General features: G+C 71.6%; 10 protein-coding genes, 2 pseudogenes and 1 riboswitch. Of the genes and pseudogenes, 7 read left to right on the forward strand and 5 right to left on the reverse strand.

Going from position 1 to position 13,949, the window contains the following annotated elements; genetic code table 11:
- Position 1: 1 nt before the first annotated feature.
- From HYQ63_RS39230 to HYQ63_RS39245, 4 genes are read right to left on the reverse strand one after another with little or no spacing between them, the layout of a single operon-like run.
- Complete coding sequence (locus HYQ63_RS39230) at positions 2-232, reverse strand: hypothetical protein (RefSeq protein ID WP_179938516.1); 231 nt, start codon at positions 230-232, stop codon at positions 2-4.
- Positions 229-1,230: a cytochrome d ubiquinol oxidase subunit II gene (locus tag HYQ63_RS39235; RefSeq protein ID WP_179938518.1), complete on the reverse strand. Its 1,002-nt coding sequence runs from the start codon at positions 1,228-1,230 to the stop codon at positions 229-231. The genes HYQ63_RS39230 and HYQ63_RS39235 overlap by 4 nt, the downstream gene beginning before the upstream one ends.
- Positions 1,227-2,624 (reverse strand): cytochrome ubiquinol oxidase subunit I, encoded by a 1,398-nt coding sequence (locus HYQ63_RS39240; RefSeq protein ID WP_179938520.1) that lies wholly within the window; start codon positions 2,622-2,624, stop codon positions 1,227-1,229. The genes HYQ63_RS39235 and HYQ63_RS39240 overlap by 4 nt, the downstream gene beginning before the upstream one ends.
- A 27-nt stretch (positions 2,625-2,651) precedes the next feature.
- The gene (locus HYQ63_RS39245; RefSeq protein ID WP_179938522.1) at positions 2,652-4,130 is read right to left on the reverse strand and encodes an MFS transporter; all 1,479 of its coding nucleotides are present in this window, start codon (positions 4,128-4,130) and stop codon (positions 2,652-2,654) included.
- Positions 4,131-4,229: 99 nt separating this feature from the next.
- Here HYQ63_RS39245 and HYQ63_RS39250 point away from each other — a divergent pair, with 99 nt between their 5' ends.
- From HYQ63_RS39250 to HYQ63_RS39280, 7 genes and pseudogenes are all read left to right on the forward strand, one after another.
- Complete coding sequence (locus HYQ63_RS39250; protein ID WP_179938524.1) at positions 4,230-4,742, forward strand: MarR family winged helix-turn-helix transcriptional regulator; 513 nt, start codon at positions 4,230-4,232, stop codon at positions 4,740-4,742.
- A gap of 173 nt (positions 4,743-4,915) precedes the next feature.
- Positions 4,916-6,622 (forward strand): IlvD/Edd family dehydratase, encoded by a 1,707-nt coding sequence (locus HYQ63_RS39255; protein ID WP_179938526.1) that lies wholly within the window; start codon positions 4,916-4,918, stop codon positions 6,620-6,622.
- A 117-nt stretch (positions 6,623-6,739) separates the two neighbouring features.
- Positions 6,740-7,621 (forward strand): triphosphoribosyl-dephospho-CoA synthase, encoded by an 882-nt coding sequence (locus HYQ63_RS39260; protein WP_179938527.1) that lies wholly within the window; start codon positions 6,740-6,742, stop codon positions 7,619-7,621.
- Positions 7,622-7,627: 6 nt separating this feature from the next.
- A riboswitch (TPP riboswitch) is annotated at positions 7,628-7,722 on the forward strand.
- A gap of 57 nt (positions 7,723-7,779) precedes the next feature.
- Positions 7,780-9,026: pseudogene (locus HYQ63_RS39265) on the forward strand (cytosine permease).
- 116 nt (positions 9,027-9,142) lie between these two features.
- Complete coding sequence (locus tag HYQ63_RS39270) at positions 9,143-10,765, forward strand: APC family permease (protein WP_179938528.1); 1,623 nt, start codon at positions 9,143-9,145, stop codon at positions 10,763-10,765.
- 131 nt (positions 10,766-10,896) lie between these two features.
- Entirely contained in the window at positions 10,897-12,357 is a 1,461-nt protein-coding gene (locus HYQ63_RS39275) for a serine hydrolase (RefSeq protein WP_179938529.1), read from the forward strand.
- Positions 12,358-12,429: 72 nt separating this feature from the next.
- Positions 12,430-13,491, forward strand: a pseudogene (locus HYQ63_RS39280) (polysaccharide lyase family 1 protein); the annotation flags it as partial.
- Positions 13,492-13,534: 43 nt separating this feature from the next.
- Here the strand turns inward: HYQ63_RS39280 and HYQ63_RS39285 are convergent.
- A complete protein-coding gene (locus tag HYQ63_RS39285) occupies positions 13,535-13,948 on the reverse strand; it encodes a LacI family DNA-binding transcriptional regulator (protein ID WP_179938533.1) in 414 nt (137 codons plus the stop codon).
- Between the last annotated feature and the right edge of the window lies 1 nt (position 13,949).

Raw genomic sequence — 13,949 nt, forward strand, 5'->3', positions numbered from 1 at the left:
CTCATGCGCCGTCATGAGGGCGCCGCTCGTCGACGATCCACGCGAGGCCACCAGTCAGAGAGATGGCGATCATTCCGAGGGTGGTCAGCAGGTGCGAGTCGATCTGCCGGTAGCCACCGAACATCCCCTGGCACACGCAGTAGGCGAGCAGGCCCAGCACGGTCCAGACGACCGCGGCGAGCAGGCGCAGCGCGATACGGACCGGTGTGGGAAGTGAGCTCCGGATGGTCATGAGTGCGCTCCTGCGGTGTCGAGCTTTCCGGCGAAGGCCCGGTGGGCGAACACGTTGTAGGCCAGCACCAGGGGCATGTTCAGGCCGATACCGATGAGGATGAAGACCATCGTGGAGTGCGGCCCGGCCGTGCTGTCGACGGTGAGGTCCGGGGGTATGAGCACCGGGTATCGGGCCACCGCGAGGGCGAGGAACACGGACACGGTCGCGACGACGAGTCCGCCGAGGGGCAGGCTGTCCGCCGCCCCCGACTGCCGCTTCCAGGGGAACGTGACGAGCGAGGCGGCCGCTCCCGCGGCGGCGAACAGCAGCAGGACGGCGAACGCGAAGGCGCGCCCCGGGCTGTCCAGGTTCAGCGGTGCCGCGGTGGTATCGACGGCGACGAGGACGAGGCCCAGCAGCACTGCCCCGAGCGCCGTGGCGACCGCACCCCGTCGGGCCGCCGACTCCCGCAGCGGCCCGGACGACTTGTGCTTGGTGTACGCGTAGCCGAGAGCCGTGTACGCGGCCGTGACAGTGACCCCCGACAGCACGCAGAACCAGCTGAAGGCCCCGAAGGGCGAGCCGGTGTAGACCTCACTCCGCAGATGTACCGCTGAGGTCAGGGTCCCCAGGGCGAAGCCCTGCGCGAACGAGGCGAGCAGCGACGCCACACCGAAGGCGGTCGTCCAGCGGGGAGCCGGCGGCGCCTGGGACGCCATCTCGACACTCACGCCGCGCACGATCAGGGAGAAGAGCGCCACGGTGACCGGCAGGTAGGCGTGCGGCAGGATCGTGCCGAAGGCCAGGGGGAAGCCGGCCCAGAGCGCGACGCCGAGCAGGATGAGCCAGGTCTCGTTGCCGTCCCAGCCCATCGCGACGGACTCCAGCAGGTGCCGCCGGTGCGCGGGGTCGCGTTCGAAGAGGGTGGCCACTCCGACGCCGAGGTCGTACCCGTCGAGCACGACGTACATCAGCAGGCAGAACAGGACGGTCACCGACCAGAGGGTGATGGTCATCGCGCCGCCACCGCCCTCGGGGCCGGCGATGCGGACGGCCCGGCAAACGGAACGGGACCGGCCTGGGGTGGAGCTTCGCGTCGGGGGTCGTCCCGTTCCGGGCCGATACGCAGGGTGCGGACGATGTAGGCGACGTAGGCCACCAACATGATCAGGTAGAGCACGGAGAAGCCGATCACCGAGAACAGGACTTCCCCGGGGGCCAGGTGGGACACCGCGGCCGCGGTGCGGAGCTGCCCGAACACGATCCACGGTTGCCGCCCCGCTTCCGCGGTGACCCAGCCCCCGAGGATGGCCAGGATCCCCACCGGTGTCGTCCAGAGGACGAACCGGTGGAAGCGGCGCGCGGTCCACAGACGGTTGCGCATGCGCAGGACCGTGGCGGCGAACGCGGTCCCGAACATCAGCACGGCCGCCAGGAACATGACGCGGAAGCCCCAGAACGTCGCGGCCATGTCGGGCCGGTCGGCTGCCGGGGTGAGCTTCAGGCCGGGCATGGCCGTCTTGCAGCTGAGGTCCTTCGCGATGTAGCTGCCGAGACAGGGAATGTCGAGTTCGGCGATGTTCCGCGCGGCTTGCTGGTCCGGTACGGAGAACAGGACGAACCCGGTGTCACCGTTGTCCCAGTTGCCCTCGATCGCCTCCAACTTCGGGAGCTGATACGGCAGTTCGTGCCCGGCCACACTGTCGCCGAGGTAGAGCTGCACGGGCATCAGCAGCGCGGCGATACCCAGCGCGATCGACATCGTGCGATGGGCAAAGCCCATCGCACGCCCCTTGACCAGGTACCAGGCCGAGATCCCGGCGACGAAGAAACTCGCCGAGATCAGCACGGCGGCCAGCATGTGCGGCCAGCGCCAGAGGAACGACGGGTTGAAGATGACCCGCACCCAGTCCGTCGGCTCGAACCGACCGTGGGCGAGCTTGAATCCGGCAGGCGTCTGCATCCACGAGTTGGCCGCGATGATCCACGTGGACGACAGGACGGTGCCGATCGACACCATGACGGTGGACAGGAACATGGTGCCCTTGCGGACCCGGCCGTCCCCGTAGAGCAGGACACCGATGAAGCCGGCCTCGACGAAGAAGGCCGTCACGACCTCCATGCCGATGATCGGCCCGATGATGGGGCCGGTCTTCGCTCCGTACACGCCCCAGTTGAGGCCCATCTGGAAGGTGATGACGGCTCCGGCGACCACGCCGATGGCGAAGCCCACGGCGAAGATGCGCCGCCAGAACCGGAACATCTGAAGGTAGACCGCCCTGCCGGTGCGCCAGTACAGGCCGTAGACGACCGACAGGAAGATCGAGAGGCCGACGGTGATCGCCGGGAAGGTCATGTGGAACATCACGGTGATGGCGAACTGCCATCGCGACAAGTCGAGAAGACTCATCACTGCTCCCTTTCGTAAGGGGCGGATTCAGGCCTCGACGACCGGCGTGGCGGCCGGTGCGGAGGCGGTGAAGCGCGGCAGGGCGGCGGCGCCGACCGCGAGGAGGGCGACGATGCCCATGTGCACGTACTCGACTCCGGCGAAGGCGTGCGAGACGCCGTGCGGTGCGAGGCTGATGTAGAGGGTGCCGAGCGTGGCCACGCCGAGGGCGAGTCCGCTCTGTTGCAGGGTGATCAGCGCGCCGCTGCCGATGCCGCCGAGGTGGGCGGGGACGTCGGCGAGCACGCTGCGGAACAGGCCGGCGAACAGCATCGACTGCCCGGCGCCTGCCAGGGCGAGCGGTACGGCCATGGCCCACAGGCTGACGTGCGGCCACTTCACGAGCAGGACCGCCACCAGGGAGACGAGTCCGGCGAGTTGGACGACGGCGCCGGCGGACAGGGCCGCCCTGCCGAATCGGCCGATGAACCGCGGCGCGAACAGCGAGCCGGCGAAGAACAGCAGGGCCATCGGAAGGATCGCCAGACCGCCGTGCAGGGCGTCGGCATGCAGGCCGTTCTGGATGGTGAGGGCGAAGACGAACATGAACGCGCCGAAGCCGATGCTGAAGGCGAACACCATGACCAGGCCGCGGGACATCGACGGCAGGCGCAGCAGCGACGGCGGCAGCAGCGGGACCTCGCCGCGCTGCTCGGCGCGCTTCTCCACGACGTAGGTGGTGGCACCGAGCACGACCGCGGCGGCGAGCAGCAGCCAGGTCCACCACGGCCAGCCCAGGGAGTGGCCCTCGGTCAGTGGAACCAGCAGGGTGGTCAGGGTGGCGGCGAACAGGACGGTGCCGGGCAGGTCGATGCCGACGGGGTGGGGCGAGCGGGTGGCGGGCACGATGTGGGCCGCGACGATCAGCACGATCACGCCGATGGGTACGTTGACCAGGAAGATCGGGCGCCAGGAGGTACCGGCGATGTCGGCGCTGACCAGCAAGCCGCCCACCAACTGACCGACCACGGCGGCGATGCCTGAGGTGGCCCCGTACAGGGCCACGGCACGGGACTTGCGTTCCCCTTCGAGGACCTGGTGGAACGTCGCCAGCACCTGGGGGATCAGCAGCGCGGCGGTAGCGCCCTGGATGATGCGGGCGCCTATCAGCACACCCACGCCCGGGGCGACACCGCAGGTCAGCGACGCGAGCACGAAGCCCACGAGGGCGCCGAGGAAGACGCGGCGGCGGCCGTAGCGGTCGCCCAGCCGGCCGCCGAGGACGAGCAGGGTCGCGTACGCGACGCCGTACCCGGCGATCACCAGTTCCAGCGAGGACGCGGAGGCGTGCAGGGAGGCGTCGATGCTGGGCAGGGCCACGTTGGTGATGAAGAAGTCCATGATCGACAGGAATGCGCCCGCCAGCAGGATGAACACTCCGGCCGGGTGCAGCCCGCCGGCGCGGGCCGTGGCGTGGGGCGAGAGCGCGGTCGCCCTGGCCCGTGAGGAGGAGGTGGTTGTCGTCATGACGACTCCAGATGGAACGGATGTTATGAGTGCATAACTATGAACTCATAATGAGTATGCCCTCATAACCAATCGGCGGCAACCCCGTACGCTGGAGCCGTGACGGAGGACCATGCGCACCAGACGGACCCGACAGCAGGGCCGGACCACGAGCAACGGTGGGCCGAACTGGCCGACCTCGTGCTGATCATCAGCAGGGAGATCCAGTTCCGCCGCTACACGGACGAGCGGGCTGTGCACCTGTCGCAGTCGGAGGGCATGGTGATGCGCTACCTCAAGCGCGACCCCGCCGCGCCGCCCAGCCGGATCGCGGACGCGACCGGTCTACAGCGCACCAATCTGTCCACCGTCCTGCGCGGGCTCGAACAGAAGGGCTTCATCGAGCGACGCGCCCACTCGGGTGACGGGCGAGGGGTGACGGTCCACTCCACCGAGCGCGGACGCAACAACACCGCCCTCGTCCGGCAGGAATGGGCCGCGACCGTCTCCGGAGCCGCCCATCACGACACCGAACACCTCGACGCCGCCCTCACCCTGCTCAGGGCCGTGGAGAACGGACTGACCAGAACGCGATCACAGACCCGAGTCACACGCCCGGCGACAGAGAACTGAACGGGCAGCCGCATACCGAACGAGGCGGGTTCGACCTGGTCCGGCGTCGCGGCTCGTGGTCACCGAAGGCACCGTCCGCGAGCACATCCGTAACGCCCGGCGCCGGGCCTGAAACCCACCCGGGGTGGGCAGCGTTCCCCCGCACGGATCGTCGAAGAGATCGGAAGGTTCGTATGAGTGGCACGCACCGGTCGCGGCAGTGGTACGAGGGTGACTCCCGCGACGCGTTCATCCACCGGGCCTGGATGCGGCGCGGCCTCCCCGACCACGCCTTCGACGGACGACCGCAGATCGTCATCTGCAACACCTGGTCCGAACTCACCCCCTGCAACAGCCACTTCCGCGAAATCGCCGACCATGTGAAACGGGGCGTGTGGGAGTCCGGCGGGGTGCCGCTGGAGCTTCCGGTGCCGTCGCTGGGGGAGACCCTGCTGCGCCCGACCGCGATGTTCTTCCGCGACCTCGCCGCGATGGTGACCGAGGAACTCATCCGGGCCAACCCCGTCGACGGCGTGATCCTGCTCGGCGGCTGCGACAAGACCGTACCGTCCCTGCTGCTGGGGGCCGCGTCGGTCGACCTGCCCACCCTGATGGTCACCGGCGGCCCCATGCTGAACGGCTCGTGGAAGGGGCGCCCGCTGGGCTGTGGCACCGGAGTGTGGGAGCTGAGCGAGGAGGTGCGGGCGGGCCGGATGGACCGCTCCGAGCTGCGCCGGGCCGAGTCGGCGATGATCCGCAGCCGGGGACACTGCAACACCATGGGCACGGCGTCCACCATGGCCTGTGCCGCCGAGGCGCTGGGCATGACCCTGCCCGGCAACGCGGGGCTCCCCGCCCCCGACAGCCGGCTGCTGGAGCTGTCCCACGCCGCGGGCAACCGCATCGTCGACATGGTGCGCGAGGACCTGCGGCCCAGCGCCGTCCTGACAGCGGAGGCGCTGCGGAACGCGGTGCGCGCGGTGGCCGCCATCGGCGGCTCCACCAACGCGGTCGTCCATCTGCTGGCCCTCGCCCGCCGGGTCGGGGCGGACTTCGGCCTGGACGACATCGACCGCGCGGGCCGCGGCATCCCCCTGCTCGCCGATGTGCAGCCCGCCGGGTCCCACCTCATGGAGGACTTCCACCGCGCCGGTGGCCTGGACGCCGTCCTCGGGGAGATCAGGGACCACCTGGAACCGGCCCTCACCGTCTCCGGCCGCCCCCTCACCGAGCAGCTGTCCGGCCTGTCCAGTACCGACACCACCGTCATCCGCACCGCGGACGAGGCGATCGCCCACCAGGCCGGGCTCGCCGTGCTCCGCGGCAACCTCTGTCCCGACGGAGCCGTCATCAAGCCCGCCGCCGCGACACCGGAGCTACTGCGCCACCGGGGCCGCGCCGTGGTGTTCGACGGTATCGAGGACTTCCGTACCCGGATCGACGACCCGGACCTGGACGTCGACGCGTCCGATGTGCTGGTCCTGCGCGGCTGCGGACCGCGCGGCTACCCCGGCATGCCCGAGGTGGGGAACATGCCCCTGCCGCCCGCGGTGCTCCGGGCCGGAGTGCGGGACATGGTGCGGATCAGCGACGCGCGGATGAGCGGAACCGCCTTCGGCACCGTCGTCCTGCACATCGCGCCCGAGTCGGCGGCGGGCGGTCCGCTGGGGCTGGTGCGGACCGGCGACTGGATAGAACTGGACGTCGAGCGGCGGCTGCTGAGGCTGGACGTCCCCGACGAGGAACTCGCCGCACGGCAACCGGTGACCGCCGCCGCCCCACCGGCCACCGGCGGATGGGAGCAGATCTACCGCGACCACGTCGAACAGGCCGACCGCGGCGCCGGACTGGACTTCCTCAGCGGCACCCGCGGATCGTTCGTCGCCCGCGAATCGCACTGACATGACGCCCGCGAATCGCACCGACGTGACGCCCGCGAATCGCACTGACATGACGCCCACAGCGGGGTCACAGGAACGACCCAGGCCCGGGAAAGGTTCGCCGATTACCCTCCGGGCATGCCCACGACGCGCTCCACGGACGACGCACTGGCGCAGACCGCCGTACGAGCCCTGATCTCCCAGGCGGAGCTGACCCCCAAACCGGGCCTCGCGGACACCCGCGACCTCCAGGCCCGCGCCACCGGCACCGACCTGCTCGCACTGCGCTGGTCGGCCAAGTCGCTGGCGCCCGGCTTCGCGGCCATGGCGGCCGCCGCCCGGCGCCCCGGCGAGCCGACGCGTGCGCTCCGCGAGGAGCTGGGCGCCATCGGCCGCTGCGCCGAGTGGACCATGGCGCGGGCCGGTGGCGGCCCGGTCACCGGCCGTCTGCACCACGGGGCGCTGTGGGTGCTGGGGCTGCTGGTGGCGGCCGCCGCCCTGGAACCCGGCGCCGCACCCGATGAACTGACCGCCACCGCCCGGCAGCTCGCGGCCCACGTCGACCGTGGCGCCCCGCGCAGGCCGTCGGCGGGCTCGCAGGTGTCCGCCACCTACGGGGCGGCGGGGGCGCGCGGCGAGGCGCGGGCCGCCTTCCCGCACGTACGCCGCGCCCTGGACGCCCTGTCCGCGGCGCGGGCCGCGGGCGCCACCGAGACGCAGGCCCGGCTCGACGCGCTGCTCACCGTGATGAGCACACTCCAGGACACCGGGCCGCTGTACCAGGCGGGGCCGCCCGCCCTCCGGCGGGTGCAGGACGGGGCGCGCGGTGTGCTGGAGGCGGGCGGCGCCGCGACGGACCGGGGCGCCGCCGCCCTCGCCGCCCTCGACGCCGAGCTGCGCGCCCAGGGCATCGCGCCCCGGGGGAGCGCCGCGCTGCTGGCCGGGGCGCTGTTCCTGGACGCGCTCCCGGCCCGGGCCCGGACCCGCCCCCGGGACCGGGGCCACGTGGCGAGGGGTTAGGCCGCTCCACCGGACACGGGGTGCCCCGCCAGGGGGCTGAGATCACACCCGTCGAACCTGAACCAGTTAGCACTGGCGGAGGGATGTCATCGATGCCATGGCCGCATGCTGCCACCGACCCGGCCACCACCGGCGCGGAGTCCGTCTTCGACGGCCGGATGCCCACCGCGCCCGGCGATCTGCGCGTCGAGGCGCGCGGGATCGCGCCGGTTCCGGAAAGCCACCGCTATGGCGGGCCGGGGCGCCTGTTCACCGTGTGGTTCGCCCCGAACCTGACCACGACCGGCGTGTTCACCGGCACCGTCGGCATCGCCCTCGGCCTGGACTTCGCCACCGCGCTGGCCGCCGTCGTCCTGGGCACCCTCATCGATGCCGTGCCCACCGCGTACCTGGGCACCTGGGGCAGCCTGACCGGCGCCGGGCAGCTGCCCCTGGCGCGGCTGGCGTTCGGCCGGGCCGTCGCCGTGCCCGGCGTCCTCCAGTGGCTGTCGTCCGTCGCCTGGGACGCCCTCATCGGCCTGTTCGGCGGTGATGCGCTGGCCCGGCTGTGCGGGCTGCCGTTCTGGCTGGGTGTGCTGCTCATGATGGCCGCCCAGGGGGCGCTCGGGGTGCTGGGCTACGAGGCCATCCACCGGATGCAGAAGCTGATGACGTTCGTCCTCGCCGCCGCGTTCGCCGCCCTGGCCGTCAAGCTGCTCGATGGCGTCCACCCCGCCGCCACCGGGTCCGCCCACGGCGCCGACCGCATCGGCGCCTCCGTCCTGACCAGCACCATCGCGCTGAGCCTGGCGCTGTCGTGGGCGCCGTACGCCAGCGACTTCAGCCGCTATCTGCCCCGCGCCACCTCCCGGCCCCGCATGTTCTGGTGCACGCTGCTCGGCGTCACCGTGTCCTTCGTGGCCGTCCAGGCGCTCGGGCTGTGGGGAGCCTCCGTCTTCACCGACCAGACCGCCCGCGGCGTCGATGAGGCGCTGGGCGGCGGGGCGCTCGGCGCGTTCGGGCTGCTGGCCGTGGCGCTCGCCGCCGTGCTCGGCTTCCCGCTGGTGCTGTGGATGCACGCCGCCGACACCACCGCCCGCTTCCCGAACGTGCTGTTGTTCGTCGGCTACTGGATCCCCGGCTTCGTCGCGGTCGTGGCCGTCGACTGGTTCGGGTCCGCGCCCGGGCCCGGGGCGGCGCGCCGGTGGACCCGGCCGCCGAGAGCGCCCGCCCGCAGCCGTGGTGGCCCGCCCTGCTGGCGTTCGGCGCCGCCTTCGCCGCGGCGGTGCCGTTCATGGACACCAGCCTGTACACGGGCCCGGTGGCCGCCGCGCTGCACGGCGCCGACCTCGCCTACTACGCCGCCTTCCTCGCGGCGCTCCTCGTCTACGCCCCGCTCAGGACACGGCTCCACACCGTCCGCTGAGGCGGGTGGCTTCGCCCGTATCCGCACGTCACACGGCATCCGGCGACCGCGCCCCGCGGCAGGCGTGGCACCCTGGGCTCCGTTGAGTTCCCGCACCACCCGAGGAGACGTGCCACGTGCCGCAGAACCAGCCAGCGGAGTCCATCGCCGCCACGGCGGTGCTCGCCGAGGAACGCAGACTCCGCAAGGACCTCGGCTTCTGGGCCCTGACCGCGATCGGGTTCTCCAACATCCTCGGCTCCGGCTGGCTGTTCGCGGCCCTGTACGCCGCCCAGACCGCCGGACCCGCCGCGCTGCTGTCCTGGATCGCGGCGGGCGTGCTGTGCGCCCTGATCGCCCTGGTCATGGTGGAGCTGGGCGCCACCCGCCCGGAGGGCGGAGGCACCGTGCGGTGGCCGCTGTACGCGAGCGGGCGGCTGGTCGGCACGATGGTCGGCTGGTCCGTCGTGCTGTCCGTCGGCGGTACGGCCGCGGAAATCAGCGCGATCATGCAGTACGCCGCGCACTATCTGCCGGGGCTCTACGACGGCGGCCGCCTCACCCTCCCGGGCCTCGGCGTGGCCGTCGCACTGAGCGTCGTGCTCACCGCGCTCAACTGGTTCGCCGTGCGGATATTCGCCCGGCTCAACAACCTGGTGTCGGTGTTCAAGGTCGTCGTCCCCGTGGTCACCGTCGTCGCGCTGTTCCTGTCGGGCACCCACTCCGGGCGCCTCACCGAACACGGTGGTTTCGCACCGTACGGCTACGCGGCCTGCCTCACCGCCCTCGCCGGCGGCGGCATCGTGTACTCCGTCAACGGGTTCCAGGCGCCGCTGGACTTCTCCGGCGAGGCCCGCAATCCGCGCCGTTCCGTACCGGCCGCGGTGCTCACCGGCATCGGCCTCGCCGTGCTGGTCTACCTCGGGCTCCAGCTGGCGTTCCTGTACACGGTGCCGGACTCCGCGCTGGGCGACGGCTGGCAGGGCGTCAACTTCGAGTCGCCGTTCGGCCAGCTCGCCCTCATCCTCAATCTGCACTGGCTGGCCACGCTGCTGTACGCGGACGCCGTGATCTCCCCGGGCGGCTCCGCCTACGTGGGCGTGGCGATCAACGCCCGGCACACCTACGCCCTGGCCAAGAACGGGCTGCTGCCCCGCTTCTTCATGCGCATCGACCCCGCGTCCGGCATGGCGCACCGCGCGCTGCTGCTCAACCTCGCGGTCATCGTCGTCTTCATGCTGCCGTTCGGTGGCTGGCAGGACATCGTGAGCGTCATGGGCGACATGTATCTGCTCATCTACGCGGCCTCGGCGGTGGCCGTCGCGGTGTTCCGGGCACACGACCGGGAGCGGGGAGTGCCCCGGGCGGAGGGGCAGGTGCCGGGGGTGCGCTGGATCGCACCGCTCAGCTTCGTCGTGGCCACCGAGTTCGTGTTCTGGTCCGGCTGGGACGACCTGCGGCTGGCCCTGCCCCTCGTCCTGGTCGGCGTCCCGCTCTTCCTGCTCCAGCGGCGCGGCACCGCCGGACTCCCCGCCCTCGGCGAACTGCGGCACGGCGCCTGGCTGGTCTTCCACCTCGCCGCGCTGACGCTGCTGTCGTGGCTCGGCACCTTCGGCGGTTCCGGCCATCTTCCGGCGCCGTACGACACGGTCGCGGTGGGCGCCCTCGCGTTCGGCGTGTTCGTGTGGGCGGTGCGCTCGGGCGCCGCGCACCTCAGGACGGCCGCCACGGACACGCCGCCCGCGGCCCCGGCGGTCTGAGCCCCCCCAAATCTGGACGGGCGCCGCCGCACACGCAGCCGGAAAACCCCTGGCGCGGCGCTGCTCCTTCGCCGATGATCGCAGCACCACCGGCCGTGCACGACCCACCGCATACGGAGGATGGAGACGCGATGAGTGCTCGGAGTGCGCGACCCCTTCCCGAGAGCACACCCGCCGCGAAGGGAGTGGACGCGCGCGGTGTCGGCGCGTTCCTCGACGCGCTGGAGGCGGCGCCCGGCATCGAGCCGCACAGCCTGATGATCGTGCGCCATGGGCATGTGGTCGCCTCCGGCTGGTGGGCGCCGTACACCCCGGACCGGCCGCATCTGCTCTACTCGATCAGCAAGAGCTTCACGGCGACGGCGGCCGGATTCGCGGTGGCCGAGGGGCTGATGAGCCTCGACGACACGGTGCTCTCCTACTTCCCCGAGTTCGACGGCGACATCACCGACCCGCGCAGCCGGGCCATGCTCGTCCGGCACGTCGCGGCCATGGCCAGCGGGCATCTGACCGAGACCCGGGCCCAGGCGTTCGCCCGCGACCCGGCCGAGCCCGTCCGCGGTTTCCTGCTGCTCCCGCCCGACCGTGACCCCGGTACCGTCTTCGCCTACAACCAGCCCGCCACGTACAGCCTCGCCGCGATCGTCCAGCGCGTGACCGGGCAGTCGCTCACCGACTATCTGCGGCCACGGCTGTTCGACCCGCTGGGGATCGACGAGACGGCCTGGCTCCAGCGTCCGCCCGGCCGCGACCTCGGCTTCAGCGGCATGTTCGCCACCACGGACGCCCTCGCCCGGCTGGGCCTGCTGTACCTGGGCGACGGGGTCTGGGAGGGCCGCCAACTGCTGCCCGCATCCTGGGCGGCCGAGGCGACCCGTGCGCACATCAGCAACGCCGACGGCACTGCCGAGGGCGCGCTGTCCGACTGGCAGCAGGGGTACGGGTTCCAGTTCTGGCGGTCCCGCCACGGCTACCGGGGCGACGGGGCGTACGGCCAGTTCTGCCTGGTGCTGCCCGACCACGACGCGGTGGTCGCCATGACCGCGGACACCGAGAACATGCAGGCGGTGCTGGACCTCGTATGGCGGCATCTCCTCCCGGCGTTCGGCCCCGCGCCCGTCGACGGCCGCCAAGACGACGACGCGGCCCTGCGGCGGCGGCTCGGCGGCCTCCAACTGCCGCCGACGTACGAGAAGTTCACGGCGGTCGACGCCGGGGCAGCCACGACCTTCACCCCGGCCGGTGGCACCTGCGCGGACCAGCCCGCGCTGGCGGAGGTGACCGTCGCCGCCGATGGCGACGGTGTGTGGACCGTCTCCCTGGCGGAGGGCGCCTCCCGGCTCGATGTGCGGCTCGACACCCCGGGGTGGACCGTTCAGGAGGGTACGGACGAGCGGGTCCCGACGGCGGCGAACGGCGGCTGGACCGACCCGGACACCTTCGTGGCCGACATCGCGTTCCTGGAGACCCCGCACCACCTCGACGTGACCTGTTCGAGGGCCGACCGGACCTTCACCGCGCGCTGGCGCACGACGCCGCTGCACCCGGCGCCGCTGCCCGCGATGGGCATGCCCCGCCGCGCCCAGGGGTGAACCCGGCAACCATTGCCCGCTCGGCGGCGACTGTCGCATGGACGATTCCCCCGAGCTGAGGATGGTGTGGTCATGGCGGCCCAGTGGCGGCGCATACGAGGAAACGGCGGTCGCGGATCGGGTGCGGTGGTGTGGGCGGTGCCGCTGGCAGTGGCCCTGACGGTCGGTCTCGCCCCCCAGGGATCCGGCTCCCCGGCGGACACGGGCCCGGCGAATACGAGTCCGGTGGCCGCAGCCTGGGCCGATGGCGTCGCCGACGGGTTCGCGTCGGTCAACGCGCTCGGTCAGAACGGCACGTACGGGGGCCGTGACGGCAAGACCGTGACGGTGCGCACCCTGGCCGACCTGGAGAAGTACGCGACGGCCGCCGAGCCGTACGTCATCGTGGTGGCCGGGGCGATCACCATGGATCCCAAGGGCAAGGAGATCAAGGTCGCCTCGGACAAGACGATCGTGGGCCAGGGGACCGCGGGCGAGATCGTCGGCGGCGGCTTCTTCCTCGGGCAGGGCGTGCACAACGTCATCATCCGCAACCTGACGATCCGCGACTCGTACATGGGCACGTGGAACGACAAGGAGCACGACTTCGACGCCATCCAGATGGACGGCGCCCACCATGTGTGGATCGATCACAACGACCTGAAGCACATGGCCGACGGCCTGATCGACAGCCGCAAGGACACGACGTACCTCACGGTCTCCTGGAACCGGCTGCAAACGCACAACAAGACGTTCGGCATCGGCTGGACGGAGAACACCACGGCCGACATCACCATCCACCACAACTGGTTCCGGGAGACGGAGCAGCGCAACCCGTCCACGGACAACGTCGCGCACGCGCACCTGTACAACAACTACCTCCAGGACGCCCCGGGGACGGACATCGCCTCCTCCTACGGCAACTACGCGCGCGGCAACACCAAGATGGTGCTGGAGAACAGCTACTTCGAGGGGATGAAGAACCCCGTCATCAAGGACGCCACCGCCTCGCTCGTCCAGCGGGGCAACACGTTCGTGGGCACCAGCGGCCGCAACGAGAGCGGCGGCACCGCCTTCGACCCCAAGACGTACTACCCCTACACTCTCGACGCCACCGCCAAGGTGCCGTCGGTGGTGAAGTCCGGATCCGGACCCGGCGGCACCCCGGCGCGGTAGCGGGCCGCGGTCTGCGAAAGTGTCAGCCCCGGCGGGCCGGGCCCGTGGACTTCCTGATGACGAGGTCGACCGGCATGTCGAGCCGGATCGGGGCCCGGTCCGGCTCACCGGTGACCGCGCCGAGCACCCGGATGGTCTCGGCCGCCATGTCCTCGAAGGGCTGACGCACCGTGGTCAGCGCGGGCGCGGCGGACCCGGCGGCGTCGATGTCGTCGAACCCGACGACCGAGACGTCTCCGGGGACGCGCAGCCCGCGTTCGGCACACGCCTCGATGACGCCGAGCCCCTGGAGGTCGTTGCCGGTGACGAAGGCCGTCGGGGGATCCCACAGGTCGAGGAGGGCGTGGGCGGCGCGCCGGGCGGGTTCGGTCTGGAACGCCACCGACCGGATCAGTTCGCGGTCCGGGCGGATCCCCGCGTCCCGGAGCGCGGCCATC

The sequence above is a fragment of the Streptomyces sp. Rer75 genome (genome assembly GCF_013414305.1).
In the GTDB taxonomy this organism is placed as follows: Bacteria; Actinomycetota; Actinomycetes; order Streptomycetales; family Streptomycetaceae; genus Streptomyces; species Streptomyces himastatinicus.

What these genes read in the sequence shown, in the direction of transcription:
- HYQ63_RS39235 (WP_179938518.1), bottom strand. Translation starts at nt 1,230, where the DNA reads ATGACCATCACCCTCTGGTCGGTGACCGTCCTGTTCTGCCTGCTGATG.
- HYQ63_RS39245 (WP_179938522.1), bottom strand. Translation starts at nt 4,130, where the DNA reads ATGACGACAACCACCTCCTCCTCACGGGCCAGGGCGACCGCGCTCTCG.
- HYQ63_RS39260 (WP_179938527.1), top strand. Translation starts at nt 6,740, where the DNA reads ATGCCCACGACGCGCTCCACGGACGACGCACTGGCGCAGACCGCCGTA.
- HYQ63_RS39240 (WP_179938520.1), bottom strand. Translation starts at nt 2,624, where the DNA reads ATGAGTCTTCTCGACTTGTCGCGATGGCAGTTCGCCATCACCGTGATG.
- HYQ63_RS39285 (WP_179938533.1), bottom strand. Translation starts at nt 13,948, where the DNA reads ATGGCCGCGCTCCGGGACGCGGGGATCCGCCCGGACCGCGAACTGATC.
- HYQ63_RS39230 (WP_179938516.1), bottom strand. Translation starts at nt 232, where the DNA reads ATGACCATCCGGAGCTCACTTCCCACACCGGTCCGTATCGCGCTGCGC.
- HYQ63_RS39275 (WP_179938529.1), top strand. Translation starts at nt 10,897, where the DNA reads ATGAGTGCTCGGAGTGCGCGACCCCTTCCCGAGAGCACACCCGCCGCG.
- HYQ63_RS39255 (WP_179938526.1), top strand. Translation starts at nt 4,916, where the DNA reads ATGAGTGGCACGCACCGGTCGCGGCAGTGGTACGAGGGTGACTCCCGC.